Here is a 23,832-nt window from a genome sequence, read left to right as displayed (position 1 = left end):
CCGACCGGGCGGGGGCTCCGTCGTACGGACTCGTACGGCAGGATGTGGCCCATGACGAGCGTGCACGAGGACCGGCAGCCCGTACGGCCGACCGTCCAGGACGAGGTGGCCGCGGCCGGCAGCGAGCTGATCGGCGGGCCGGTCGGCCGTCGCGCGCTGCTCGGGGCGGGCTGGTGGACGCCGGTGCGGATCATCGCACTCGTGGCCATTGCGATGTTTGCGCTGGGCATGGTGCAGAAGCTGCCGTGCTACAACGGCGGCTGGTTCTTCGGGGCGGGCAGCCAGTACACGCACGCGTGCTACTCGGACATTCCGCACCTCTACAACGGCCGCGGATTCGCCGACGGCCTGGTCCCGTACTTCGACCGGCTGCCGGGCGACATGGAGTACCTGGAGTACCCGGTCCTCACCGGGCTGTTCATGGAAGCCGCCTCCTGGCTCACCCCGCACAGCGGCTCCATCCAGGACCGCGAGCAGATCTACTGGCTGGTCAACGCCGGCATGCTGATGGTGTGCGCCGCGGTCGTCGCCGTCTGCGTGGCCCGTACGCACCGCCGCCGCCCCTGGGACGCGCTGCTGGTCGCTCTCGCCCCCGCTTTCGCGCTCACCGCCACCATCAACTGGGACCTGCTCGCGGTCGCCCTCACCGCCGCCGCGATGCTCATGTGGTCGCGCAGCCGGCCGCTCGCCGCGGGCGTCCTGATCGGCCTGGCGACCGCCGCCAAGCTCTATCCGGTGCTGCTGCTGGGACCGCTGTTCGTGCTGTGCCTGCGTGCCGGGCGCTGGCGGGCATGGGGAATGGCGGCAGGCGCTGCCGCCGCCTCCTGGCTGGTCGTGAACCTGCCGGTGATGGCCCTAGCGCCGGAGGGGTGGAAGAAGTTCTACACCTTCAGCCAGGAGCGGCCGGTCGACTTCGGCTCGTTCTGGCTGATCATCTCGCAGCGCACCGGCAACCCGCTGGACGGCGCGAACGCGTGGGCCACGGCGCTCACGCTGCTGCTGTGCGCCGGTATCGGCGCCCTCGCCCTCTACGCGCCCCGGCGACCGCGCTTCGCCCAGCTGGCCTTTCTGGTCATCGCCGTCTTCATCCTCGTCAACAAGGTCTACTCGCCGCAGTACGTGCTGTGGCTGATTCCGCTCGCGGCGCTGGCGCGCCCACGGTGGCGCGACTTCCTGATCTGGCAGACCTGCGAGGTGATGTACTTCATCGGCATCTGGATGTACCTCGCGTACACCTCGAGCGGCGACAAGCACCAGGGGCTGCCGCCCGAGGGCTACCAGTTCGCGATCCTGCTGCACCTGCTGGGGACGCTGTATCTGTGCGCCGTGGTGGTACGGGACGTCCTGCTGCCGGAGCGGGACGTGGTGCGCCGGGACGGCTCGGACGACCCCTCGGGCGGGGTGCTGGACGGGGCCGCGGACGTGGTCGTGCTCGGCCGGCGGCGGCAGCCCCGGCACGCGGCGGCGCACTTCGAGGGGACATATGTGCGGTGGGGGGCCCAGCGGGGCGGGATGACGCAGTCCGCTCCCATGGAGTGAGCCGTTTCCGGCTCAGGCGGGCCGGTCGGCTTCGCCGCCCGCCTTCCAGCGCCCGGCTGCTCAGGACCGACCGGCTGCTCAGGGAAAGGGCCCGACGCCGCGAGAGTCGGAGTTGCGGCCTCGGGCCCGGGTTCAGTGGCGGGAGCTTCCGCCGCGGAGCTCAGCGGTCGACCACCCGGTCGAACTGGGTCGTGGTGTGCCGGAGGTGCGCCACCAGCTCCTCGCCCACCTTCGGTTCCGGCGCGTCGCTCGGCACGAACAGGATCGACACCTGCATATGCGGAGGCTCGGCGAACCAGCGCTGCTTTCCCGCCCAGACGAAGGGTGAGAGGTTGCGGTTGACCGTCGCCAGACCGGCCCGGGCCACGCCCTTGGCACGCGGCATCACGCCATGGAGCGCCTTCGGGGCCTCCAGGCCCACGCCGTGCGAGGTGCCGCCGGCGACGACGACCAGGTACCCGTCGGACGCGGCTCGCTGCTGGCGGTAGCCGAAGCGGTCGCCCTTGGCGACGCGGGTGACATCCAGGACCCCGCCGCGGTACTCGGTGGCGTCGTGGTCACCGAGCCACAGCCGGGTACCGATCCGGGCCCGGAAGCGGGTCTGCGGGAACTGCTGCTGGAGACGCGCGAGTTCGTCGGCCTTGAGGTGGCTGACGAACATCGTGTGCAGCGGCAGCCGGGCGGCGCGCAGGCGGTCCATCCAGAGGATGACCTCCTCGACCGCGTCGGAGCCGTCGGTGCGGTCCAGCGGCAGGTGGATGGCGAAGCCTTCCAGTCGTACGTCCTCGATGGCGGCGTGCAGCATGGGAAGGTCCTGCTCGCTCACGCCGTGCCGCTTCATGCTGCTCATGACCTCGATGACGACCCGTGCGCCGACGAGGCCGTGCACGCCCTCGACGGACGACACCGAGCGGATCACCCGGTCCGGTAGCGGCACCGGTTCCTCGCCGCGCCGGAAGGGGGTGAGGACCAGCAGGTCGCCGCCGAAGAAGTCCTTCATCCGAGCGGCTTCGTACGTCGTGCCGACCGCGATGATGTCGGACCGGAACCTGCTGACCTCCTCGGCCAGACGCTCGTGGCCGAAGCCGTAACCGTTGCCCTTGCAGACCGGGACTATCCCGGGGAACTGCTGGATAACCGACTGCTGGTGCGCCCGCCAGCGCGCGGTGTCGACGTAGAGGGTGAGCGCCATGGCCGGTCCGGAACCTCTCTCGTATCTGCGGTGTATAGGAGGTATGAAGCAAACAACGTGGGTGACGGTTTCGTCGTCGAAGCCGGGGCCGGAGTGGGTGCCGGCACCCGGGGGGTCAGCGGCGCGACATGTAGAAGTCGAGAGCCTTGTGCAGCAGCTTGTTGAGCGGGAAGTCCCACTCGCCGAGGTATTCGGCAGCCTGCCCACCGGTGCCGACCTTGAACTGGATCAGTCCGAAGAGGTGGTCGTTCTCGTCGAGCGAGTCACTGATGCCGCGCAGGTCGTAGACGCCGGCGCCGAGCGCGTAGGCATCGCGCAGCATGCGCCACTGCATCGCGTTCGAGGGCCGGACCTCGCGCTTGTGGTTGGCGGAGGCGCCGTAGGAGTACCAGACGTGGCCGCCCACGATGAGCATGGTGGCGGCGGCGACGGCCTCTCCCTCGTGCGTGGCGAAGTAGAGCCGCATCCGGTTGGGGTCCTCGGAGTTGAGGGCTGTCCACATACGCTGGAAGTAGCCGAGCGGCCGCGGGCGGAAGTGGTCGCGCTCGGCAGTGATTTCGTACAGCCGCTGCCACTCGGCGAGGTCGTCGTAACTGCCCTGGACGACCTCGACGCCTGCCTTCTCGGCCTTCTTGATGTTGCGGCGCCACAGCTGGTTGAAAGCCTTGTGGACGTCCTCCAGGGAGCGGTTCTCCAGCGGGACCTGGAAGACATAGCGCGGCTGGACGTCACCGAAACCGGCGCCGCCGTCCTCGCCCTGCTGCCAGCCCATGCGGCGCAGCCGGTCCGCGACCTCGAAGGCACGCGACTCGACGTGGGTCGCCTCGACATCACGCAGCCGCTTCACGTCCGGGTCCTGAATGCCCGATTTGATCGCTGCGGCGTCCCACCGCCGGATGACGACGGGCGGGCCCATCTTCACGGAGAACGCGCCCTGCTGCTTGAGGTGGGCGAGCATCGGCTGCAGCCAGTCCTCGAGGTTCGGCGAGGTCCAGTTGATCACCGGCCCCTCCGGCAGATACGCCAAGTACCGCTTGACCTTGGGCAGCTGGCGGTAGAGGACCAGGCCTACGCCGACAAGTTTGTCGTCCTTGTCGAACCAGCCGAGGTTTTCGGAGCGCCACTCCGCCTTGACGTCGGCCCATGCCGGAACCTGCATGTGGCTCGCCGAGGGCAGGTTCTGGATATACGCCAGATGCTGCTCGCGGCTGATGGTCCTCAGGGTCAGGCTCATGCGGGGCGCTCCTCGGCAGGCTTGTCCCCAGGGTCGGGGCTCCGGCTCTCGCCGGGAAGCCTACTGCGCCAAGCCAGGTCCCCTCCCGGGCACGGTCTCCTCACCCGGAGTCCCCGTCTCGCCACGCTAGCCGAGCAAGCTGCCGAAGAGCCCGCCGTGCGCCATACCCAGGTAGAAGCCGACTGCGGCTGCTCCGAGGCCGATGATCAGGAGGAACCGCTCGCCGGTGGTCGACGAGATCATCTGGCCCCATGCGCCGGAGAGGACGCCCACCAGTCCGGTCCAGGAGCTGATCAGGTGGAGATGGTCGAACTGCGCTGTGATGAACGCGACCGCGCCGAGCACCAGAGTCGCCGCGACAAAGCTGTTCTCGACGGGGTGCGCCTTGCCGTCGCTGTTGAGGACAGAGCTGAGGGCCGAGCGGGGGCCGTGATGTGGTCGGACTGGTTGCGCCATGGGGTACCTCCTGGCGACGGGCGGCGCACTGTAGCGCCGCACACACCCGATGTGTACAGATTGCGGCCATCCAGGGCCGGATTTCAACCGGAAGCCTCCCTACAGGTACTCTGTACGGTCTGCACCGGTGTCTGTCCAGACCGGCGGCGGCACCGCTTCATGCGGGGCCAACCGCGCTGTCAGTGGCAGCCGATACCGTTGCTACGCATCACGACCCTCCTGCCACGGAAATGCCGTGGCCGCTGAGTCCAGAGGAGGTGGGTTCTACATGCGTCACTACGAGGTGATGGTCATCCTCGACCCCGATCTCGAGGAGCGAGCTGTCTCCCCGCTGATCGAGAACTTCCTTTCCGTTGTCCGTGAGGGCAATGGGAAGGTCGAGAAGGTCGACACCTGGGGCCGTCGTCGTCTCTCGTACGAGATCAACAAGAAGCCCGAGGGCATCTACTCGGTCATCGATCTGCAGGCCGAGCCTGCGGTCGTCAAGGAGCTCGACCGTCAGATGAACCTGAACGAGTCGGTCCTCCGGACCAAGGTCCTCCGTCCCGAGACCCACTGACCTCAGTCCGACAGGACTGGGCGTTTCAGCGGTAACCGGGTTCGAGTAGCAAGCAGCCAGCAGCACACCCGCCGAGAGGTTCACCCATGGCAGGCGAGACCGTCATCACGGTCGTCGGCAATCTCGTCGACGACCCCGAGCTGCGCTTCACCCCGTCCGGTGCGGCGGTCGCGAAGTTCCGCGTCGCGTCCACTCCCCGCACCTTCGACCGCCAGACCAACGAGTGGAAGGACGGCGAAAGTCTCTTCCTCACGTGCTCGGTATGGCGTCAGGCGGCGGAGAACGTCGCCGAGTCGCTCCAGCGCGGCATGCGCGTCGTCGTGCAGGGCCGGCTGAAGCAGCGGTCCTACGAGGACCGCGAGGGCGTCAAGCGCACGGTCTACGAGCTGGATGTCGACGAAGTCGGCGCCAGCCTGCGCAATGCCACGGCCAAGGTCACCAAGACCACCGGTCGCGGCGGCCAGGGTGGTTACGGCGGTGGGGGCGGTGGCGGCCAAGGTGGCGGCGGCTGGGGCGGCGGCCCCGGCGGTGGCCAGCAGGGCGGCGGCGGTGCTCCCGCCGACGACCCGTGGGCCACCAGCGCGCCGGCCGGCGGCCAGCAGAGCGGTGGCGGCGGTGGCTGGGGCGGCGGCTCCGGCTCCGGCTCCGGTTCCGGCGGCGGCTACTCGGACGAGCCGCCCTTCTAGACCGCATCCGCGGTCCGGTCTGGGCGACCTGCACAAACTTCTTGATCACACTGGAGAGAGACAATGGCGAAGCCGCCTGCTCGCAAGCCTAAGAAGAAGGTTTGCGTGTTCTGCAAGGAGAAGATCTCCTACGTCGACTACAAGGACACGAACCTGCTGCGGAAGTTCATTTCCGACCGCGGCAAGATCCGTGCCCGCCGGGTCACCGGCAACTGCACTCAGCACCAGCGCGATGTCGCCACGGCCGTGAAGAACAGCCGTGAGATGGCGCTGCTGCCCTACACCTCGACTGCGCGATAAGGGAAGGGTGACCGAATCATGAAGATCATCCTCACCCACGAGGTCTCCGGCCTCGGCGCCGCGGGCGACGTCGTGGACGTCAAGGACGGCTACGCTCGCAACTACCTGGTCCCGCGCGGTTTCGCGATCCGCTGGACCAAGGGTGGCGAGAAGGACGTCGCACAGATCCGCCGTGGTCGCAAGATCCGCGAGATCGCTACGATCGAGCAGGCCAATGAGGTCAAGGCCCAGCTCGAGGGCGTGAAGGTTCGTCTGGCCACCCGCTCGGGTGAAGCCGGCCGTCTCTTCGGCTCCGTCACCCCGGCCGACATCGCCTCGGCGATCAAGGATGCCGGTGGTCCGGACGTGGACAAGCGTCGCATCGAGCTCGGCTCGCCGATCAAGACCCTTGGTTCGCACCAGGTGTCCGTGCGTCTGCACGCCGACGTCGCCGCCAAGGTCGGCGTCGAGGTTGTCGCCGGTTGATTCGCAGTACTGGCATGGCGTGACGAAGGGCCGCACCCCTCGGGGTGCGGCCCTTCGTCCTTCCCGGACGCCGGTCCACGGACCGGGCACTGACGGCAGTGCACCCAGGTGGGGAAACGGGACAGTGATGGTCAGCGGGTGGCGCCGGTGACGATCCAGCGACCCGAGCGGGCACGGAGCGCGAGCCCGAGCAGACGGACCGACATCATCAGGCCCATCACCCACCACAGCGCAGTGAGTCCGCCACCCAGGCTCGGCACGGCGAGCGCCACCGGTGCGAACACCGCCAGCGTCACGATCATCGCCCAGGCCAGATACGGGCCGTCGCCCGCACCCATCAGCACTCCGTCGAGTACGAAGACCACCCCCGAGACCGGCTGGGCCACCGCGACCACGAGCAGGACCGGCAGCAGCAGTTCGTGCACGGCGGGGTCACTGGAGAACATCGGCAGAATCAGCGGCCGGGCGAGTACGACGAGCAGGCCCAGGACGACGCCCGCCGCGATGCCCCACTGCACCATGCGGCGGCAACCGGCTCGCGCCCCCGCCTCGTCCCCGGCGCCGAGATACCGCCCGATGATGGCCTGCCCGGCAATGGCGATGGCGTCCAGTGCGAAGGCCAGCAGCGACCAGAGGGTGAGGACGACCTGGTGGGCGGCGACATCGGCGTCACCGAGCCGGGCCGCGACCACCGTGGCGATCATCAGGACGGCCCGCAGTGAGAGGGTCCGGACCAGAAGTGGTGCTCCGGCCCGGGCGCAGGCCCGTATACCGGCGGCGTCGGGGCGCAGCGAGGCCGCGTGCTTCCTCGCGCCCCGCACCACGACGGCGAGGTAGACCGCGGCCATGCCGCACTGGGCGATGACCGTGCCCCAGGCGGAGCCGGCGATGCCGAGTCCGGCTCCGTAGACGAGGCCTGCGTTGAGTGCCGCGTTGGCGGCGAATCCTCCGACGGCGACATACAGCGGAGTGCGGGTGTTCTGGAGGCCGCGCAGGACTCCGGTCGCGGCCAGCACGACGAGCATGGCCGGGATGCCGAGTGCGCTGATGCGCAGATAGGTAACGGCATACGCTGCCGCGTCACCGGAGGCTCCGAAGAGGCCGACGATGGTGGACGCGGTGGGGAGGGCCGCGGCAACAACGGCTATGCCGAGGAGCAGAGCGAGCCAGATGCCGTCCATGCCTTGGCGGATCGCGGCCGGGAGGTCGCCCGCGCCGACCCTGCGGGCCACGGCCGCGGTGGTGGCGTAGGCGAGAAAGACGAAGACATTGACGGCAGTCAGCAGGAGCGCGGCGGCGATACCGAGCCCGGCCAGTTGGGGGGTGCCGAGATGGCCGACGACAGCGCTGTCGACCATGACGAAGAGGGGCTCCGCGACGAGTGCGCCGAAGGCGGGAAGGGCAAGCGCGATGATCTCGCGATCGTGGTGGCGGACGCTGCGTTTCCCGGTCGCGGGGGCCTGAGTCATGGGCTCCAATGTAATCTTCCACAGGTAAGAGACACAAGTAGCTGCCGGTCCTTACTCGGTGACCCGAGGGGCGTTCTTCTGTGTGCCGTTTGTCGCGATCTTGATCCGCTGGGGAAAGTTTTTCTTCTGCACAGCCCGTGGATGGAGAAAGTGCAGGTCGGAGCGGATGGGTCGGGGCGCCTGTGTGTTTGTCCACAGCGCCGTCCCCCGCTCCGTGCACAGGTTCGGTGAGGTTCTCCACAGGTTGGGTCCACTCGTCCACACGGCCTGTGGATAACCATCTTGGCTGACGGTGCCGCCGGCCATACCGTGGTGCGGCGCCCGCGGTCCGTCCCGGCCTCGAAACCATGTGAACTCGAAGCGTCGTAACCGGAGTCGGGCGTCCTAATTGTCTTAGCCGTGCCGTAAGAAAGAGACGCACGGGGAGCCGGGTGTGCGCAGGGCCCGGGAGGGCCCCGCGCCGCGGGACGGGAGGAGGTGTCGGGGTGAGCCAGCAGGAGACGGAAGACCCGTGGGCGGCGGACATGGGTCCGAGTGACCGCCTGCCGGCCGCCCGGACCCGCCGCGGCGACGACCGAGGGCAGCGATTCGGCGACCGGCACGACCGCGGTCCGGACGACTGGTCGGGTGGCCCCGGTTCCGGTTCCGGTTCCGGGCCGGGTTCCGGCTCCGCTTCCGGCTTCGAGCGGGTACCGCCGCAGGACCTCGACGCCGAGCAGTCGGTGCTCGGCGGCATGCTGCTCTCCAAGGACGCCATCGCCGACGTGGTGGAGGTACTCAAGGGCAACGACTTCTACCGCCCCGCCCACGAGACGGTCTACCAGGCGATCCTCGACCTGTACGCCAAGGGAGAGCCCGCCGACCCCATCACGGTCGCCGCCGAGCTGACCAAGCGCGGCGAGATCACGCGCGTCGGCGGCGCGTCGTATCTCCACACCCTGGTCCAGTCGGTGCCCACGGCGGCCAACGCCGAGTACTACGCGGAAATCGTCCATGAGCGTGCCGTGCTCCGCCGGCTCGTCGAGGCGGGCACCCGTATCACGCAGATGGGATACGCGGCCGACGGCGACGTCGACGACATCGTCAACAACGCCCAGGCGGAGATCTATGCGGTCACCGAGCAGCGGACCAGCGAGGACTACCTGCCGCTCGGCGACATCATGGAAGGCGCGCTCGACGAGATCGAGGCGATCGGCTCGCGCAGCGGCCAGATGTCCGGGGTGCCGACCGGATTCACGGACCTGGACTCGCTGACGAACGGGCTGCATCCCGGCCAGATGATCGTCATCGCCGCCCGCCCCGCGATGGGCAAGTCGACCCTGGCGCTGGACTTCGCCCGGTCCTGCTCCCTCAAGAGCAATCTGCCGAGCGTGATCTTCTCGCTCGAGATGGGGCGGAACGAGATCGCGATGCGGCTGCTGTCCGCCGAGGCACGGGTGGCGCTGCACCATATGCGGTCGGGCAGCATGACCGACGAGGACTGGACGCGGCTCGCCCGCCGGATGCCCGATGTGTCGGCGGCGCCCCTCTACATCGACGACTCACCGAACCTGTCGATGATGGAGATCCGCGCCAAGTGCCGCCGTCTGAAGCAGCGCAACGACCTGAAGCTGGTGATCATCGACTACCTCCAGCTGATGCAGTCGGGCGGCTCCCGCAGGCCCGAGAGCCGGCAGCAGGAGGTCTCCGACATGTCCCGTAATCTCAAGCTGCTCGCCAAGGAGCTCGAAGTCCCGGTCATCGCGCTGTCGCAGTTGAACCGTGGCCCGGAGCAACGCACGGACAAGAAGCCGATGGTGTCGGATCTGCGTGAGTCGGGTTCGATCGAGCAGGACGCCGACATGGTGATCCTGCTGCACCGCGAGGATGCGTACGAGAAGGAGTCACCGCGGGCGGGTGAGGCGGACCTGATCGTGGCGAAGCACCGTAACGGCCCCACCGCCACGATCACCGTGGCCTTCCAGGGCCACTACTCCCGCTTCGTGGACATGGCGCAGACCTGACCCGTCGGAGGACGGGGGCCGGGCGTTCCGAAGCGGGCCGCCGGGTACCTGAGCGTGCGGGGGCGTCGTGCCCGCCCGCTCGGCCGGCTCGCCGATCCGCACCCCCGTCCGCATGCGCCTGACGGTAGACCTTGACCCCGACGTCAACGCCGGCGCCGGCGGGGCAGTCGTTCGTTCTGTGCCGCGGGCGAGCAGCTGTGCCCCTCCGCCGGCGGGACGCGTTGCCGGGGAACGGTGAAACAGGTGCGCCGCGTTCGTCGGCCGGGTAGAAGTGATCTCCATGAGCGCGCCGTTCGCAGAGTTGCTGCCCGACACTCGCCGGGCCCTGTTCCACCGGATCGCCGCCGCGCAGGCCGAGGGCCGGGCCCCGTCCCTGGTGGGGGCGGTGGTGCGGGAGGGCCGGACCGTGTGGGCGGGTGCCCGCGGTTCGGTGGACGGCCGCGAGCCGGACGCCGCCACCCAGTACCGCATCGGCTCGATCACCAAGACCTTCACCGCCGTCCTCGTACTCCGGTTGCGGGACGAGGGACTGCTGGCTCTGGCCGACCCGCTGGACAAGCACCTTCCCGGGACCGGAGCGGGGGAGGTGACGGTGGCTCAGCTGCTCGCCCACACCTCGGGTCTCGCGGCCGAGGCGCCCGGCCCCTGGTGGGAGCGGACTCCGGGCACGCTGCGCCCCGAGCTGTCCGACGTGCTGGGCGAGGAGCCGCTCCGCCATCCCCCCGGCCGGCTCCACCATTACTCCAACCCCGGCTACACGCTGCTCGGTTCGCTCGTCGAGGAGCTGCGCGGCGCGCGGTGGGACGAGGTGCTGCAGCACGAGGTGCTGGAGCCGCTGGGCATGACGCGTACGTCCGCCCGGCCCCGGGCTCCGCACGCCGACGGATGGGCGGTGCACCCGTGGGCGGACGTCACGCTGCCGGAGCCCGCCGAGGACCTGGGACTGATGGCACCCGCCGGGCAGCTGTGGTCCACGGCCGAGGACCTCGGCCGCTGGGCCGGTTTCCTCGCCGAGGGCGACGAGCGGGTACTGGGGCCGGAATCCGTCGCGGAGATGCGTACCCCCGCGGCCGTGCCCGGTAGCGACAGCTGGGAGGACGGTTACGGCCTCGGGATCCAGCTGGTGCGGCGCGACGGCCGGACGCTGGTCGGCCACACCGGCTCCCTGCCCGGCTTCCTTGCGGCGCTGTGGGTGAGTGTCGAGGACGGGGCGGCGGCGGTCGCCCTGGCCAACACCACCTCGGGCCTCGCGGTCGGGACGCTCGCCGCCGACCTCGTACGGATCGTGGCCGACCGCGAGCCCCGCGTCCCCGCGCCGTGGAAGCCGCTCCCGGTGGCCGATCCGGAGCTGCTGGAGCTGACCGGTCCCTGGTACTGGGGTCCGGCGCCGTTCGCGCTGCGCCTCGCCGCCGACCGGGGACTTGCGCTGACTCCCCTGGCGGGCGGCGGCCGGGCATCCCGCTTCCGGGCCGAGCAGGACGGTACCTGGACCGGGCTGGACGGCTACTACGCGGGCGAAACGCTGCGCGTCGTGCGGCTCCGGGACGGGTCGGTGAGCCATCTCGACCTGGGCTCGTTCGTGTTCACCCGGAAACCGTACGACGCCGAGGCTCCGGTGCCGGGCGGTGTCGACCCGGAGGGCTGGCGGGCGAAGTAGTGGGGTGGCCGGGCCCGGCGGCCGCGAGCGCGGGGGTCGCGGAGCGCGGACCGGAGTACGGACGCCATCAGCGTTGAGACCGTCAGCCGTGGAACGGTACGAGGTGCCGGAGGCGCTCGTACGGTTCGTCGCGGCGCACCGGGGCTCCTGTTCGGTCCTGCACGACGGCTTGGGGGCCACCGATGGTCCGGCGGGCATGCCGATGGCCATGGGCGCTGCCCGACCGGACGGGGCGGGCAGCGGCGGTGCCGGGAGCGCTGTCGACGTGCTCGCCGCGTCAGCTGCCCGCATCGCGGGCGTGGTCGGTGCCGGGCAAGCGGGTCTTCGCGGACGCCGGTTGATACGGCCGGGGCTGGTACGGCTCGGCGCAGCCTCAGCCGATGAGGTGGCGCCGAGCCGCAGAGTTCGACGCTCCACCTCCGCCACCGAGGGGTCGGCCGGCCGGCCGCCGGCGGAGCGGAGACAGCCGCGGGGTCGATGGCGTGCCGACCGATGACCGCGTGCCGCCACCGCCGAGGAAACGGCCGACGGTGGGCGGGCGCGAGGCGGTGCCGGACCGCGAGCCGGGCGCGGTACTCCTTGCCCCCGATCCGCCGCCTGCGGCTGCCGCTCATCGCCCGCCGCCCTGATCCGTGCCGTGACCCGGCAGTCAACCCCGCCCGGCCCCGTCCGCGGGCGCCGCACTCACGGTAGGGCGGCCTGCCGGTCAGAGCTGAAGTTTGAAGCCGATGTGGGAGCCGGTGAAGCCCAGGCGCTCGTAGAAGCGGTGGGCCCCGGTACGGGCCGAGTCGGAGGTGAGCTGCACCAACTGGCAGCCCTGGCGCCGCGATTCCTCGATCGCCCACTCGATCAACCGGGTGCCGAGGCCGCTGCCCCGCACGTCGGCGTGGACGCGCACGCCCTCGATGACGGAGCGGGTGGAGCCGCGGCGGGACAGGCCGGGGATGACGGTGAGCTGGAGAGTGCCGACCGTGCGGCCGTCCCGGACCGCCACCATCAGATGCTGGTTCGGGTCGGCGGCCAGCCGGTCCAGGGCACGCTCGTACGGGATCAGGTCCTCGGGCGACTCGCGCTGCGCGCCGAGCGGATCGTCGGCCAGCATGGCGACGACGGCGGGTATGTCGGCCCGGACGGCCCTACGGATCTCAAGATCGCTCATGGTCCGCAGGCTACGCGCGGGTGCGCTGCCGATGCCGAGACCGGAAGCCGCGGACCGTCAGCCCAGCGCCACCATCAGCGGCGCGAAGCGGCGGCCGTGGTCGCCGGGAAGGCCGGCCGCGCCATGCACCATCACCGTGCTGGCCGTGACCGGGGCGACCCCGCGGTCCGCCAGCCAGGCCGCGAGCTCCGTATGGCGGTCGTCCACATCCAGCCGCACCGCGCCTTCCGTCGGCCCTGCGAGGTCGGCGATCAGCCGACGGGCGGTCGTGGTGTTCCCGGCGACGACGGGGCCGATCACGGTGTCGTCGGCACTGCGCCAGGCCGCGGCGAAGCCGGTGAGTCCGCGCCGGTCCTCGGCGACGCGGAACCGGTCGGCGAACGCGGGGAGCCGGGTGAGCAGCTGCATCCGGTCCGAGCCGAAGACCTCGGCGTCGAGCCGGAGGACGGCCGGGAGGTCGGCCGCGGCTGCGGGGCGCGTCGCGTCGGACTCCTCGGATGGGCCGGATGCGCCGGACTCCGGCCGGAAGCGGCCCGCGTACGTCGTCGAGCGCGTGACCGCGGTGAAGCCGTGGTGCTCGTACAGCGGGCGGGCGAGATCGGTGGCGTAACCGAGGACGGGCGTGCCACCGGCCTCCTCCAGCGCGTGCGCCATCAGCCGGCGGCCCAGCCCGCGCCGGGCGTGCCGTTCGGCGACCAGCAGCCTGCTCATACAGGCGAGCTCCGGGCCGTAGCGGGTGAGGACGTAACTGCCGATCAGGCCGTCGCCGTCCGGATCGTCGATGCCATGGCCGGCGCCCGCGGTGAGCAGCAGCTGCCAGGAGCGGTCGTCCGCCGGCCGGCCGCGATCGGCGGAGAGGTCGAGACAGCGGGTGAGGTCGGCGCGGGACAGACGGCGGATCGGTACGGTCCTCAGCAGCGTCATGGAGCCAGGCTCTCCGACGCGGCCTTCCTCCGTCGACCGGATTCGCCAACGGCAGCGGAACGTGTGGTGTCGCGTGCGCGACGCCCCCGGCGGGTGAGACCCCAGGGCTTGAGGACCGAGATCGCGGTGACGAAGAGGTACAGGGCCGTGGCGATCGACGGCGCCATGACCAGATCGGTGGCGGCGGTCCCGGCCGGCTCCCCGGCCGCGACGGCCGCCGCCGCGTCGTCGATGTGCGAGCGCAGGGCAAGGATCGAGGCGGCAGTTGCCCCGAGGGTGATCCAGAACTTGGCGTACACCCAGCGGTGCCGTGCCAGGCCCCAGTGCGTGCCCAGCGACAGCACCAGACCGCTGAGCAGCGAGAGCAGGCTGACCGGGACGATGAGCCAGTCGCCGAAGATCTTCATGGAGCGGTAGGCGGCCTCGGCGGTCGCCGCCGAGGCCGTGCCGGCGGCTGCGACACCGAGGACAAGGAGCCCGGCGGTCAGGCCGAGCCAGCCGACGGAGACGCACACGTGCATGACGAGGGTGGCTCTGCGGGCGGGACGGTTCAGCTGCATGTCCTCACGGTCGCCGCCCGGTGGCCGCTGCGCGACCGCCGGCGGGAGTATCCGTGGATACGCGCCGGCGAGTACGCCTACCCTCTCGCCATGGCGAAACTGCACTTGTTCGACCTCGACGGCACGCTGTTGTACGGATCCGCCGCGCCGGTCGAGATCTCCCGGCAGCTCGGCTTGGCAGAGGAGATCGCCGAGATCGAGCGAGCCTTCGTGACGCGGGAGATCGGACCGCCGGAGTTCGCGACCAGGGTGCGCGAACTGTGGGCGGACCTCACCGAGGCGCATGTGGCTGCCGCATTCGAGGGCGCCCCGTGGCTGTCGGGCATTCGCGAGGTGTGGGCGGATATCAGGGCGGGCGGTGACTACTGCGCGGTGGTCTCGCTGTCGCCCGGCTTCTTCGTGGAGCGGCTGCTCGGCTGGGGAGCACACGCGGCGTATGGATCGCGTTTCCCGGCGGTGCCGTTCCGTGAGCCGATCGACCCCGCGGGAATCCTCTCCGCCGCGGCGAAGGTGCGGATCGCCGATGAGCTGTGCGCGAAGTTCGGGGTCGGCCGGGCGGACTGTGTGGCGTACGGCGACTCCATGTCGGACGCGGAGCTGTTCGGGGCGCTCCCGGTGTCGGTGGCGGTGAACGCGGATCACCATGTGAGCGGGCTGGCCTCGTATGCCTATACCGGGAGTGATCTTCGGGAGGTTTACGAACTGATCCGTAACCGACGTTAATTCAGTACTCGTGAGTTGGTCGGCGAATTACCTGGATGTGTGGGAGATCACGGGATACGCCCGGCTTCCGGATGAGATCCGGACCGGGACTTGTGGATTCATCCGGGCCCGGTATGGTCGACTCCGGTTCGGCCGTGTACGGCTGACGAGAAGTCGTGCAAGGTACGGCAGTCTAGTGGGAACACAGTCGCGGTTACCCGGACTTCCGGCTATTTGTCCGACGCGATCACGGGGAGTGGCAAGCTGCAGCGAAGGGAACTGCGGCCAATGTCACACCAGGACGTTTCTGACCGCTTTGTGTGGCTTGCTGGGGTTGATATGAGTCGTAAAGAATTCTGATCCAGAGCGATGCATTGCGGGCACATTCCGGCGTCGGAAGTGCGAAGACCGACCGAAAGACGTTCGAGGCGAGGCAGACCATGGACGCTCCGACCACAACGTCGGCCGATAACAGCGGCTCTGGCGGAAACGGTGGGGATTGGGGCTGGTTCACTCCGACACCGGGCAAGAATCGGACGGGTCAGGGGGAGCAGGACCAGGGCCAGGACCAAGGCCACGGCCAGGACCAAGGCCACGGCCGGGACCAAGGCCACGGCCGGGAGGGCCACGGCCAGGACCAGACGGACCGGATACCCAGCCGACCGGTGAGCCCGATACGGCCGGTCGGCACCCGAGGCACGGACCGGAGGCCGCCGGAGCCTGCACCCGGACCTCACCGGGGCGGACCCGTCGCCGGCCATGACACACCGCCCGATCAGGGCGCCGCGCCATACGGCGCCAGGCCCCGGCACGATCAGGCACCGCCCGCCACCGGCGGCCCCCACGAGCACCGCCGCGCCGCCCCTGAACAGGCCCACCCCCAGGGCGTACGGCCCGAACAGGCCCCTGAGCGCCCTGCCTCGAGCGGTCCGGAGAACGCCTGGGACACCGCGCCCGGAAGCGGGCGAGCGGCCCCCTCCAGCGGAGACCGCGCACCGGGGCAGCCCCAGCCCGGAGCCAACGGCGCCCCTGCCGGAGCCGACGCCCCCGCCCCCTACGCCCCGCGCCGCCCCGAACCCGCGGCGACCGACCAGCCCGCCGCGCCGGGCACCGGCTTCGATGCCCAGCGCCGAGGCGACGGCGCTCACACGACCTATGCCGCCGACCGCCCCGGCTCAGCCCCGCCCGGTGGCGACAACGGGGCTGCCCCGAGCCGGCACGTCGGCACCAGACCCGAGGCGCCCCCGGCCGGTGGGGTGTCCACCGCGGCTCCTGACGGTGGCGGCGACATCTCCGGGCCGTCCGGTGCGGGCCGTCCGGGTGCCGGAGCGTCCGGGCCGTCCGGGTCCTCCGAGCCGGCCCAGCAGGCCGCGTCCGGTCCCGGTTTTTCGGCGTTCGGGCACTCCCCGTCGGGTACCGGCGGCGCCGCGCCCGCCGACGCCGGCGGGGCGTCCGCTGCCCCGAGCGCGACCACCTCAGCCCGCGCCGGCGGCGACAAGGCCTCACCCGACGCGATCCTGATCCGCCGCACCATGGCCGAGATCGAGCCCATCGCCGACAAGGTCACCTCGTACTTCTACGCGATGCTCTTCGTCCAGCACCCCTATCTGCGAGCCCTCTTCCCCGCCGCCATGGACTCCCAGCGGGACCGGCTCTTCAAGGCGCTGCTCACGGCCGCCAAGCATGTCGACGACTCCGAGACCCTCACCGATTACCTCGCCCACCTGGGCCGCGGCCACCGGAAGTACGGCACCGCCCCCGAGCACTACCCGGCCGTCGGCGAGTGCCTGCTCCTGGCACTCTCCCGGTACGCGCCCGGCAGCTGGAGCGCCGAGACCGAGGCCGCCTGGGTGCGGGCGTACACCGCGATCTCGCAGATCATGATCGACGCCGCCGCCGAGAACGAGCGGCACGCACCGGCCTGGTGGGACGCCGAGGTCGTCGCCCACGATCTGCGCACCCCCGACATCGCCATCGTCACCGTGCGCCCCGACCAGCCCTACCCCTTCAGGGCCGGGCAGTACACGACCCTCGAGACGCCCTGGTGGCCGCGCGTCTGGCGGCACTACTCCTTCGCCTCCGCGCCCCGCTCCGACGGCCTGCTCTCCTTCCACGTCAAGGCCGTTCCGGCGGGCTGGGTCTCGGGTTCCCTCGTCCACCGCGCCCGTCCCGGCGACATCGTCCGACTCGGTCCCCCCGGCGGCTCGATGACCGTGGACCACAGCAACGACAACGGCCTCCTCTGCCTCGGCGGCGGCACCGGCATAGCGCCGATCAAGGCGCTGGTCGAGGATGTCGCCGAGCACGGCCGCAAGCGCGCGGTCGAGGTCTTCTACGGCGCGCGCAACGACCACGACCTCTACGACATCGACACCATGCTGCGGCTGCAGCAGTCGCACTCCTGGCTCTCGGTCCGCCCGGTCGTCTCCAACGGCCCGACGACCGGCCTCAGCGGCCCCCTCCCCGACGCCGTACGGCAGTACGGTCCGTGGAACGCCTACGACGCCTATCTCTCCGGCCCGCCCGGCATGATCCGCAGCGGTGTCGACACCCTGGTCGGCATCGGCATACCGTCCCACCGGATACGGCACGACTCCATCGAAGAACTGGTTGCGGCAGGAGACTGAGGGACGTGGATGCAGACGTGGACGTGGAGCAGGCCGGGCCCGCCTACGAACGGACAGCCGCGGCACGCCCTGCCCGGCCCGGCAGCGACGGCGAGCACGCGCTCCAGCGCCGGATGGGAACCACGTCCCGGGCCGACCGCTTCTACGACGACCAGGTCCTCGACCGGCTCAACGAACGTATGCGCGAGTTCGTCGGCCGGCAGGAGATGTTCTTCCTCGCCACCGCCGACCGCAACGGCGACTGCGACAGCACCTTCCGAGCCGGTCCCCCCGGCTTCCTCCAGGTTCTGGACGACAGGACCCTCGCCTACCCCGAGTACCGGGGCAACGGCGTGCTGGCCAGCCTCGGCAACATCGAGGAGAACCCGCACCTCGGCATTCTCATGATCGATTTCCTCCGGGACCGGATCGGCCTGCATGTCAACGGCCGGGCCCGGATCGTCTCCGACGCCGAGATGCGCGCCGCCCACCCCGGACTGCCGATCGACGCGGTGCCCGGCCGCCGTGCCCAGCTCTGGGTCGAGGTCGCTGTCGAGGAGGCGTACATCCACTGCGCCAAGCACATACCCCGGCTGCAGAGGGTCCCGGCCCAACAGCGCGGCCGGGACTGGGGCACGGATGACATGAAGCGCAAGGGCGGCGACTTCTTCGGCTCGGCGGCCGAGGCACCGGACCGGTTGCCGTACCAGCGCCGGGTGCCCGCCGAGCAGGACGCGTTCCGCGAGGCGGCGGAGCGGGTGCTGGCCGAGGTGCGGCAGCGGGCCCCCGTGTCCGACGATCACGCCTTCCGCGGCTGGTTCCGCTGACTCCGGGCAGGAACCTGCCTGCCCTGGATCCGGATGGCCGGCCCGGTCCGCGGGACCGGTCGGGTCGGCCGGCGCAGTCGTGTCAGCCGAGATCGGGTGCGTGCATCGCGCGGATGCCCTCGATGTTGCCGTCCAGGTAGTGCCGCAGGGAGAGCGGTACGACCTCCACCGAGGCGATCCCCACCCGGGTGAACGGGATGCGCACGATCTCGTACTCCCCGCAGGGCTCCTCGACCTCCGGGCCGTGCCGCCGCGTGACGTCCATCGACTCCAGCCGGCAGACGAAGAAGTGCTGCACCTTCACTCCGGTCACACCGCCGTCGCTGATGTGCTCGACGGTGTCGACGAAGACCGGGACGGTATCGGTGACCTTCGCGCCCAGCTCCTCGTCCACCTCACGGTGCAGGGCGTCGACGACCGTGGCGTCCTCCGGCTCGACCCCGCCGCCCGGTGTGATCCAGTACGGCGGGCGGCCCGGCTTGGTCCGCTTGATCAGAATCATCTCGTCGCCGTCGAGCAGGATGGCACGGGCGGTGCGCTTGACCACGGGTCGAACGGTCATGCAGGAGATCTGGCCCGTGGCGCGCCCTCCGAAACGTTCCGGAACTCACCAGTCCACCGCCGCCCGCAGCAGCCACTCGTGCGCCCGCGCGATATGCGGCAGCGCGAGTGTCCCGGCGCGCACGGCCAGGAAGTACGTGCGCAGCGGCGGCACCGGCGGATCGAGCAGGGCGACGACCTCCCCGGTGTCCAGCGCGTCCTCGCACAGGTAGCGGGGAAGTACCGCCAGCCCCGCCCCCGCCGCCGCACAGGCGAGCGCCGCCCGTAGGTCCGGAGCGATGATCGTGCCCGCCACGGCCGGCTTGGCGTCGAACACGGCCGCCCAGTAGCGGGAGACCAGCGGCAGGCTCTCGTGCACCTCCACCACCGGCAGCTGCTCCAGCGCGCGTAACCCCCGGGCCTGGACCCCTCCCGCGGCACCGATCCGTGCCGCCCACCGCGGTGCGGCGACCAGCACATGCTCCTCGTCGCACAGCGGTGTCGAGCTGAGCAGTCCGCCGCGCGGCCGGGCGGTGCTGATGGCCAGATCGTGGTGTCCGGCGGCGAGCCCGTCGAGAGTCTCCTCCGCACTGCCGAAGGAGGCCCGCAGTGCCAGCCCCTGGCCGACGAGCGGGGTGAGGGCAGGCAGCGCGCGGCGGGCGGTGAACTCGGGCGGTCCCGCCATGTGGAGGGTGCGTTCCGCGGAGCGCTCGTCGGGGCCCGCCCCGGTGATCTCCACGAGGGCGTCGAGGTGCGGGGCGACCTTGTGGGCAAGCTCGTCCCCGATGGTCGTCGGGGTCACGCCGCGCGCCCGGCGGAGGAAGAGGGGACGGCCGAGCTGCCGTTCAAGAGCGCGGATCTGGCTGGTGACGGCCGGCTGCGAGAGGCCGAGCAGGGCGGCGGCGCGAGTGAAGGAGCCGGCCCGGTGCACGGTGACGAACGTACGGAGCAGAGCCAGATCCATGCCCACTCCTCCGCTCGCCGGCTGCCGCCTGTCGGACAACTATAAATTTGTCGATAGGTCTGTGTCGCTAGGGTGATTGGACACTGACGCAGAGTCAACTAGCCTTGATTACGCGGTTCGTTGCTCATTGAACCGGGGCGGCTCGAGCCATGAGGGGGGAGGCTCGAGCCGCCCGCCTCACGGCGCTCCGTCGCCGCTCCCGACTCATCCAGCGCCCTCAGCACATCCCTCACCAGGTCTTCTGCGTCCTCGACCCCTACCGAGAACCGGATGAAGCCCTCCGGTACCGCGTCCCCGCCCCACCGTCCGCGCCGCTCGGCCGTGGACCGTACGCCGCCGAAGCTGGTCGCCTCGTCCACCAGTCGCAGCGCGGCCAGAAATCGCTCTGCGCGCTCCCGGCCGGGCAGGGTGAAGGACACCACACAGCCGTACCGGCCACCGCGCATCTGCCGCGCGGCGACCGCGTGCGAAGGATCGTCGGGCAGTCCCGGATAGCGCAGACCGGTCACCTCGGGCCGCTGCGCGAGCGCCTCGGCGAGTGTGAGGGCGTTCGCCGCCTGCCGGTCCACCCGCAACTGGAGGGTGGCCAGTGAGCGGTGCGCGAGCCAGGCCTCCATCGGGCCGAGGATCGCCCCGGCCGTCTTGCGCCAGCGCCGTACGTCCGCCGCCGGCTCGGGGTCGCGGCAGGTGACATAGCCGAGCAGCACATCGCCGTGCCCGGTCAGCGCCTTGGTGCCACTGGCCACCGAGAAATCCGCGCCGAGCTCCAGCGGCCGCTGTCCGAGCGGCGTGGCAAGGGTGTTGTCGACGGCGACCAGCGCGCCCGCCGCGTGCGCCGCCTCGGTGAGCCGGCGGATGTCGCACACATCCAGCCCGGGGTTGGACGGCGACTCGATCCACAGCAGCTTCGCGCCGTCGAGTCGCGCCAGTTGAGCGTCCCCCGCGGTCGGCGCGGTGCGCACCTCGACCCCGTACGCCTCCAGCCGCTCGCGCACCAGCGGCAGCGCCTGGTAGCCGTCGTCCGGCAGCACCACGGCGTCCCCGGACCGCACCAGCGACAGCAGCACGGCGGAGACCGCGCCCATACCGGACGGGAAGACGATCGTCCCGACGTCCGCGCCGGGGGCCTCCAGCTCGCCGATGGCCCGTTCCAGGGCGGTCCAGGTCGGGTTCTCGTCGCGGCCGTAGGTGTACGGACCGACGGGCTCACCCGGCAGGTGGTAGTGGGCGGCGAAGACCGGACCCGGCATGCCCGGCTGATAAGCCTCGGGCTCCGGCAGCCCGGCCCGTACGACGCGCGTTCCGTCACCGGCCATGGGCCGCCTCCTCCGTGGGCCGCGAGCGGTGGACGCCGCCGGTGGCGACGGAACGCACCCGGTACCGGTACCGGGTGCGGCGGGCAGAAGTGCTCATACGCCCCATCATCCGTCAGGCGATCAGTCCTTGTCGGGCATGACCATGTTCAGCGCCCAGGAGACGATCGAGATGATCAGGCCGCCGAGCACCGCCGTCCAGAAGCCCTCGACATGGAAGGCGAGATCGACCTTGCCCGCCAGCCAGGAAGTGAGCAGCAGCATCAGCGCGTTGATCACGAGAGTGATCAGGCCGAGCGTGACGATGAACAACGGGAACGACAGCAGCTTGACCACCGGTTTGACGACGAAGTTCACCAAACCGAAGAGCAGCGCGACGAGTATGAGCGTGAGCGCCGTGCGCCCGGTGTTCCCACCGGTGAGCGTTATGTCCTTGAGCAGCCAGACGGCAACCGCCAGGGCTGCCGCGTTGGCGATCGTCTTGACTGCGAAAGTCTTCATGGTGTGATCGTGGCAGACACGATCGGTGAGACAAGGGGTGGGGCGGATGAAGGCATTCCGGCTGGAGGATCTCGAGGCGGAGCGGGCCGCCAACGAGGGTGCGTATCTACAGTTCCTTCACGAAAGGAACATGTCGGTCGGTCTCTACGCGCTGGCCGCGGGCACCGCCGACCCCCAGCAGCCGCACCGCCAGGACGAGGTCTACTTCGTCGTGAGCGGCCGCGCGTCGGTCACCGTCGGGACGGAGACGACACAGGTCGCGCGCGGCAGCGTGGTGTACGTACCGGCCGGGACGGTCCACAAGTTCCACCACATCAGCGAGGACCTCCGCGTCCTGGTCGTCTTCTCTCCCCCTGAGAGCTGACCCGGCCGCCCCGGCCCCGTAGGGGAACGGTCAGGGGAGGACAAGGGCCGCGGGCGCTCCGGTCGGCATTCGCCCCGCTTAGCATCGAAGACAGCCGGAAGAGCCGGTCGCCGGTCGGACGGACCGGCGGACATCGAATCGGAAGCAGGGGACGACAGTGGCAGTCAAGGAGATCTTCGCGGGTCTGCCGTGGTGGGTGAAGTGGGTCGCGGTACCGGTCCTCGCGCTCGTCGTGTTCGGCGGTCTGATCATGAGCGTGGTCGGCTTCCTCGCCGGCCTGCTCTTCAAGGTGCTGTTGTTCGCCGCGCTCGTGGCCGGACTGGTCTACGTGGTACGGAAGTTCAGCACGTCCTCCTCGTCCTCCCGGGGCGACTGGTGACCCGCCCAGGACACCCCGGCCCTTAGCCCACGCGGGGGACACCGGGGGCGAACCGCCGTCGGCCGACGGCAGGGCCGTTAAAGTCTCGCCCTTGCGGGGACCAGCCCCGCGGGCGGGCACGAGCAGTCCGTCGGGCACGCCTTGGGGGTGTCATGGCTACGGCGGGTGCGGTGTCCCCTCCCACGCTGATCGGCTCGGTGCAGCGCGCGCTGCGGCTGCTCGAAGCGGTCGGAAACCACAGCGGGGGAGCCCCGGCCAAGCAGCTCGCGCGGGAGGCGGGCCTGCCGCTCCCCACCGCGTACCACCTGCTGCGCACCCTCACCCACGAGGGCTATCTGCGCCGGGAGAAGGGCCTGTTCGTGTACGGCGAGGCCGCGGCGACGCTCGCGGCGAACAGCGGCCGGCAGCGCGCGCGGGCCACGCTCGCCGAATCGGTCCACGCCCTCAGCGGGCATCTCGGCGTACCGGTCTACTTCGCCCTCTATCGCGAGGGGGAGATCGATGTCGTCTCCGTCGCGGACAGCCCGGGGCTGCCGGCGGTGGAGGAGTGGGCGGACTTCCGGCAGACGGCGCACGCGCATGCGATCGGCCAGTGTCTGCTGGCACAGCTGGACGAGGAGGCCCGTCAGGACCACCTCTCCCGGTATCCGGTGCAGGCGATCACCCCGTACACGGTGCGGGACCGGGAGGCCATGCTGAACCGGCTCGCCGCTGTCCAGCCGCGGCAACCGGTCATCGAGCGGCAGGAGTACGCGCTCGGGACCGTGTGCGCGGCCTTTCCCGTCACCGCCGGTGCCGGAGCCGCCACGATGGCCATCTCTCTCCCCGTGCAACAGGCGGTACGGCTGGGGCCGGTGGCGGAGGAGTTGCGCAGAAGGATGGGGGAACTCCTCAACTCCCTTTCTTTCACTATCAGTATCTGAAAAATCACTCCTTGTGATCTTTCGGGGTGTGAAGCACGATGGCGACCATGCGTGACACCATCCAGGCAGAGCTGCTGATGAGCTTCCTTGTGTCCGACGAGCTCTCCTTCCGAATTCCGGTGGAGCTCCGGTACGAGGCGGCGGACCCGTACGCCGTCAGGTTCACCTTTCACCTCCCCGGAGACGCGCCCGTGACCTGGGCGTTCGCAAGAGAGTTGCTCCTCGACGGGCTGAGCACACCGAGCGGCGACGGCGATGTGCACATCCGCCCGATCTCGCAACGGCCGCCCTCCGATGTCTTCATCAGGCTCCAGGTCGGGGCCGAGTGCGCCGCCTTCCGCGCCGGCGCCGCACCGCTGGTGGCGTTCCTCAACCGCACCGACCGGGTCGTCCCCCTGGGCAAGGAGGAGTGGTACGCGGACTCCGACGGAAGTCTGGACGCGGCGCTCGACCGGATCCTCGCCACGGAGCGGAACGCGGGCTGAGCGGCCGCTGTCCGTACGCCTGCTT

The 23,832-nt window shown here is 70.5% G+C and carries 25 protein-coding genes; 14 read left to right on the top strand and 11 right to left on the bottom strand.

Features of this window, described 5'->3' with window-relative positions:
* Nucleotides 1–51: 51 nt before the first annotated feature.
* On the top strand, nt 52–1,539 hold the full coding sequence (locus tag ABZW18_RS23155; RefSeq protein WP_356190358.1) for a glycosyltransferase 87 family protein: 1,488 nt from the start codon (nt 52–54) through the stop codon (nt 1,537–1,539).
* A 160-nt stretch (nt 1,540–1,699) separates the two neighbouring features.
* On the opposite strand, the gene ABZW18_RS23150 is transcribed toward ABZW18_RS23155, so the two are convergent.
* The 3 genes from ABZW18_RS23150 to ABZW18_RS23140 form a co-directional block, all read right to left on the bottom strand.
* A complete protein-coding gene (locus ABZW18_RS23150) occupies nt 1,700–2,731 on the bottom strand; it encodes an alanine racemase (RefSeq protein WP_356190355.1) in 1,032 nt (343 codons plus the stop codon).
* A 115-nt stretch (nt 2,732–2,846) separates the two neighbouring features.
* The gene (locus ABZW18_RS23145) at nt 2,847–3,965 is read right to left on the bottom strand and encodes a peptidoglycan bridge formation glycyltransferase FemA/FemB family protein (RefSeq protein WP_356190352.1); all 1,119 of its coding nucleotides are present in this window, start codon (nt 3,963–3,965) and stop codon (nt 2,847–2,849) included.
* Nucleotides 3,966–4,091: 126 nt separating this feature from the next.
* Nucleotides 4,092–4,421, bottom strand: coding sequence for a hypothetical protein (locus ABZW18_RS23140; RefSeq protein WP_356190350.1), 330 nt, complete (start codon nt 4,419–4,421; stop codon nt 4,092–4,094).
* 268 nt (nt 4,422–4,689) lie between these two features.
* On the opposite strand from ABZW18_RS23140, the gene rpsF reads away from it, so the two are divergent.
* From rpsF to rplI, 4 genes are all read left to right on the top strand, one after another.
* A complete protein-coding gene (rpsF, locus tag ABZW18_RS23135) occupies nt 4,690–4,980 on the top strand; it encodes a 30S ribosomal protein S6 (RefSeq protein WP_003978891.1) in 291 nt (96 codons plus the stop codon).
* 86 nt (nt 4,981–5,066) lie between these two features.
* Complete coding sequence (locus ABZW18_RS23130; protein WP_356190348.1) at nt 5,067–5,666, top strand: single-stranded DNA-binding protein; 600 nt, start codon at nt 5,067–5,069, stop codon at nt 5,664–5,666.
* A gap of 63 nt (nt 5,667–5,729) precedes the next feature.
* Nucleotides 5,730–5,966 carry a 30S ribosomal protein S18 gene (gene rpsR / locus ABZW18_RS23125; protein ID WP_003978893.1) on the top strand — a complete coding sequence of 79 codons (237 nt, stop codon included), beginning with the start codon at nt 5,730–5,732 and terminating at the stop codon, nt 5,964–5,966.
* Nucleotides 5,967–5,984: 18 nt separating this feature from the next.
* Nucleotides 5,985–6,431 (top strand): 50S ribosomal protein L9, encoded by a 447-nt coding sequence (gene rplI, locus ABZW18_RS23120; RefSeq protein ID WP_356190346.1) that lies wholly within the window; start codon nt 5,985–5,987, stop codon nt 6,429–6,431.
* Between the two features lie 131 nt (nt 6,432–6,562).
* On the opposite strand, the gene ABZW18_RS23115 is transcribed toward rplI, so the two are convergent.
* Nucleotides 6,563–7,900 (bottom strand): MATE family efflux transporter, encoded by a 1,338-nt coding sequence (locus ABZW18_RS23115; protein ID WP_356190344.1) that lies wholly within the window; start codon nt 7,898–7,900, stop codon nt 6,563–6,565.
* Nucleotides 7,901–8,424: 524 nt separating this feature from the next.
* Here ABZW18_RS23115 and dnaB point away from each other — a divergent pair.
* Both dnaB and ABZW18_RS23105 read left to right on the top strand, forming a co-directional pair.
* Nucleotides 8,425–9,903, top strand: a complete 1,479-nt coding sequence (gene dnaB, locus ABZW18_RS23110) for a replicative DNA helicase (RefSeq protein WP_356190377.1) — start codon at nt 8,425–8,427, stop codon at nt 9,901–9,903.
* A 280-nt stretch (nt 9,904–10,183) separates the two neighbouring features.
* Complete coding sequence (locus ABZW18_RS23105; protein ID WP_356190342.1) at nt 10,184–11,560, top strand: serine hydrolase domain-containing protein; 1,377 nt, start codon at nt 10,184–10,186, stop codon at nt 11,558–11,560.
* 706 nt (nt 11,561–12,266) lie between these two features.
* Here the strand turns inward: ABZW18_RS23105 and ABZW18_RS23100 are convergent.
* Genes ABZW18_RS23100 through ABZW18_RS23090 form a run of 3 tightly spaced genes read right to left on the bottom strand, consistent with a single transcriptional unit; the run spans nt 12,267 to nt 14,203 of the window.
* Nucleotides 12,267–12,719, bottom strand: a complete 453-nt coding sequence (locus ABZW18_RS23100; RefSeq protein ID WP_356190340.1) for a GNAT family N-acetyltransferase — start codon at nt 12,717–12,719, stop codon at nt 12,267–12,269.
* Nucleotides 12,720–12,776: 57 nt separating this feature from the next.
* The gene (locus ABZW18_RS23095; protein WP_356190338.1) at nt 12,777–13,643 is read right to left on the bottom strand and encodes a GNAT family N-acetyltransferase; all 867 of its coding nucleotides are present in this window, start codon (nt 13,641–13,643) and stop codon (nt 12,777–12,779) included.
* Nucleotides 13,640–14,203, bottom strand: a complete 564-nt coding sequence (locus tag ABZW18_RS23090; RefSeq protein ID WP_356190335.1) for a DUF2269 domain-containing protein — start codon at nt 14,201–14,203, stop codon at nt 13,640–13,642. Before ABZW18_RS23090 ends, ABZW18_RS23095 begins: the two co-directional genes overlap by 4 nt.
* A gap of 90 nt (nt 14,204–14,293) precedes the next feature.
* Between ABZW18_RS23090 and ABZW18_RS23085 the strand changes: the two genes are divergently transcribed.
* The 3 genes from ABZW18_RS23085 (at nt 14,294) to ABZW18_RS23075 (ending at nt 18,338) form a co-directional block, all read left to right on the top strand.
* Nucleotides 14,294–14,926 carry a haloacid dehalogenase-like hydrolase gene (locus tag ABZW18_RS23085; RefSeq protein WP_356190333.1) on the top strand — a complete coding sequence of 211 codons (633 nt, stop codon included), beginning with the start codon at nt 14,294–14,296 and terminating at the stop codon, nt 14,924–14,926.
* A gap of 644 nt (nt 14,927–15,570) precedes the next feature.
* Nucleotides 15,571–17,532 carry a globin domain-containing protein gene (locus ABZW18_RS23080; protein WP_356190331.1) on the top strand — a complete coding sequence of 654 codons (1,962 nt, stop codon included), beginning with the start codon at nt 15,571–15,573 and terminating at the stop codon, nt 17,530–17,532.
* Between the two features lie 113 nt (nt 17,533–17,645).
* Entirely contained in the window at nt 17,646–18,338 is a 693-nt protein-coding gene (locus tag ABZW18_RS23075; RefSeq protein WP_356190375.1) for a pyridoxamine 5'-phosphate oxidase family protein, read from the top strand.
* Between the two features lie 82 nt (nt 18,339–18,420).
* Here the strand turns inward: ABZW18_RS23075 and ABZW18_RS23070 are convergent, their stop codons facing one another.
* The 4 genes from ABZW18_RS23070 to ABZW18_RS23055 all read right to left on the bottom strand — a co-directional run bounded on the left by ABZW18_RS23070 (nt 18,421) and on the right by ABZW18_RS23055 (nt 21,656).
* Nucleotides 18,421–18,900 carry an NUDIX hydrolase gene (locus tag ABZW18_RS23070; RefSeq protein ID WP_356190328.1) on the bottom strand — a complete coding sequence of 160 codons (480 nt, stop codon included), beginning with the start codon at nt 18,898–18,900 and terminating at the stop codon, nt 18,421–18,423.
* Nucleotides 18,901–18,945: 45 nt separating this feature from the next.
* Nucleotides 18,946–19,842 carry a LysR family transcriptional regulator gene (locus tag ABZW18_RS23065; RefSeq protein WP_356190326.1) on the bottom strand — a complete coding sequence of 299 codons (897 nt, stop codon included), beginning with the start codon at nt 19,840–19,842 and terminating at the stop codon, nt 18,946–18,948.
* Nucleotides 19,843–19,940: 98 nt separating this feature from the next.
* Complete coding sequence (locus ABZW18_RS23060) at nt 19,941–21,158, bottom strand: cystathionine gamma-lyase (RefSeq protein ID WP_356190323.1); 1,218 nt, start codon at nt 21,156–21,158, stop codon at nt 19,941–19,943.
* Nucleotides 21,159–21,278: 120 nt separating this feature from the next.
* Nucleotides 21,279–21,656: a phage holin family protein gene (locus tag ABZW18_RS23055; RefSeq protein WP_356190320.1), complete on the bottom strand. Its 378-nt coding sequence runs from the start codon at nt 21,654–21,656 to the stop codon at nt 21,279–21,281.
* 46 nt (nt 21,657–21,702) lie between these two features.
* Between ABZW18_RS23055 and ABZW18_RS23050 the strand changes: the two genes are divergently transcribed.
* The 4 genes from ABZW18_RS23050 (at nt 21,703) to ABZW18_RS23035 (ending at nt 23,807) form a co-directional block, all read left to right on the top strand.
* Entirely contained in the window at nt 21,703–22,020 is a 318-nt protein-coding gene (locus ABZW18_RS23050) for a cupin domain-containing protein (protein WP_356190318.1), read from the top strand.
* 157 nt (nt 22,021–22,177) lie between these two features.
* Entirely contained in the window at nt 22,178–22,399 is a 222-nt protein-coding gene (locus tag ABZW18_RS23045) for a DUF5326 family protein (protein ID WP_356190316.1), read from the top strand.
* Between the two features lie 152 nt (nt 22,400–22,551).
* On the top strand, nt 22,552–23,322 hold the full coding sequence (locus ABZW18_RS23040) for an IclR family transcriptional regulator C-terminal domain-containing protein (protein WP_356190313.1): 771 nt from the start codon (nt 22,552–22,554) through the stop codon (nt 23,320–23,322).
* 47 nt (nt 23,323–23,369) lie between these two features.
* Nucleotides 23,370–23,807 carry an SsgA family sporulation/cell division regulator gene (locus tag ABZW18_RS23035; protein ID WP_356190309.1) on the top strand — a complete coding sequence of 146 codons (438 nt, stop codon included), beginning with the start codon at nt 23,370–23,372 and terminating at the stop codon, nt 23,805–23,807.
* The last annotated feature ends 25 nt before the right edge of the window (nt 23,808–23,832 follow it).

Origin of the sequence: Streptomyces sp. NPDC004647 (genome assembly GCF_040609575.1) — a bacterium.
Classification (GTDB): domain Bacteria; phylum Actinomycetota; class Actinomycetes; order Streptomycetales; family Streptomycetaceae; genus Streptomyces.
This window is presented reverse-complemented; position numbering and strand designations above follow the sequence as displayed.

Coding starts and splice junctions, on each gene's coding strand:
- ABZW18_RS23155 (WP_356190358.1), top strand. CDS start 52: ATGACGAGCGTGCACGAGGACCGGCAGCCCGTACGGCCGACCGTCCAG.
- ABZW18_RS23150 (WP_356190355.1), bottom strand. CDS start 2,731: ATGGCGCTCACCCTCTACGTCGACACCGCGCGCTGGCGGGCGCACCAG.
- ABZW18_RS23145 (WP_356190352.1), bottom strand. CDS start 3,965: ATGAGCCTGACCCTGAGGACCATCAGCCGCGAGCAGCATCTGGCGTAT.
- ABZW18_RS23140 (WP_356190350.1), bottom strand. CDS start 4,421: ATGGCGCAACCAGTCCGACCACATCACGGCCCCCGCTCGGCCCTCAGC.
- rpsF (WP_003978891.1), top strand. CDS start 4,690: ATGCGTCACTACGAGGTGATGGTCATCCTCGACCCCGATCTCGAGGAG.
- ABZW18_RS23130 (WP_356190348.1), top strand. CDS start 5,067: ATGGCAGGCGAGACCGTCATCACGGTCGTCGGCAATCTCGTCGACGAC.
- rpsR (WP_003978893.1), top strand. CDS start 5,730: ATGGCGAAGCCGCCTGCTCGCAAGCCTAAGAAGAAGGTTTGCGTGTTC.
- rplI (WP_356190346.1), top strand. CDS start 5,985: ATGAAGATCATCCTCACCCACGAGGTCTCCGGCCTCGGCGCCGCGGGC.
- ABZW18_RS23115 (WP_356190344.1), bottom strand. CDS start 7,900: ATGACTCAGGCCCCCGCGACCGGGAAACGCAGCGTCCGCCACCACGAT.
- dnaB (WP_356190377.1), top strand. CDS start 8,425: ATGGGTCCGAGTGACCGCCTGCCGGCCGCCCGGACCCGCCGCGGCGAC.
- ABZW18_RS23105 (WP_356190342.1), top strand. CDS start 10,184: ATGAGCGCGCCGTTCGCAGAGTTGCTGCCCGACACTCGCCGGGCCCTG.
- ABZW18_RS23100 (WP_356190340.1), bottom strand. CDS start 12,719: ATGAGCGATCTTGAGATCCGTAGGGCCGTCCGGGCCGACATACCCGCC.
- ABZW18_RS23095 (WP_356190338.1), bottom strand. CDS start 13,643: ATGACGCTGCTGAGGACCGTACCGATCCGCCGTCTGTCCCGCGCCGAC.
- ABZW18_RS23090 (WP_356190335.1), bottom strand. CDS start 14,203: ATGCAGCTGAACCGTCCCGCCCGCAGAGCCACCCTCGTCATGCACGTG.
- ABZW18_RS23085 (WP_356190333.1), top strand. CDS start 14,294: ATGGCGAAACTGCACTTGTTCGACCTCGACGGCACGCTGTTGTACGGA.
- ABZW18_RS23075 (WP_356190375.1), top strand. CDS start 17,646: ATGGGAACCACGTCCCGGGCCGACCGCTTCTACGACGACCAGGTCCTC.
- ABZW18_RS23070 (WP_356190328.1), bottom strand. CDS start 18,900: ATGACCGTTCGACCCGTGGTCAAGCGCACCGCCCGTGCCATCCTGCTC.
- ABZW18_RS23065 (WP_356190326.1), bottom strand. CDS start 19,842: ATGGATCTGGCTCTGCTCCGTACGTTCGTCACCGTGCACCGGGCCGGC.
- ABZW18_RS23060 (WP_356190323.1), bottom strand. CDS start 21,158: ATGGCCGGTGACGGAACGCGCGTCGTACGGGCCGGGCTGCCGGAGCCC.
- ABZW18_RS23055 (WP_356190320.1), bottom strand. CDS start 21,656: ATGAAGACTTTCGCAGTCAAGACGATCGCCAACGCGGCAGCCCTGGCG.
- ABZW18_RS23050 (WP_356190318.1), top strand. CDS start 21,703: ATGAAGGCATTCCGGCTGGAGGATCTCGAGGCGGAGCGGGCCGCCAAC.
- ABZW18_RS23040 (WP_356190313.1), top strand. CDS start 22,552: ATGGCTACGGCGGGTGCGGTGTCCCCTCCCACGCTGATCGGCTCGGTG.
- ABZW18_RS23035 (WP_356190309.1), top strand. CDS start 23,370: ATGCGTGACACCATCCAGGCAGAGCTGCTGATGAGCTTCCTTGTGTCC.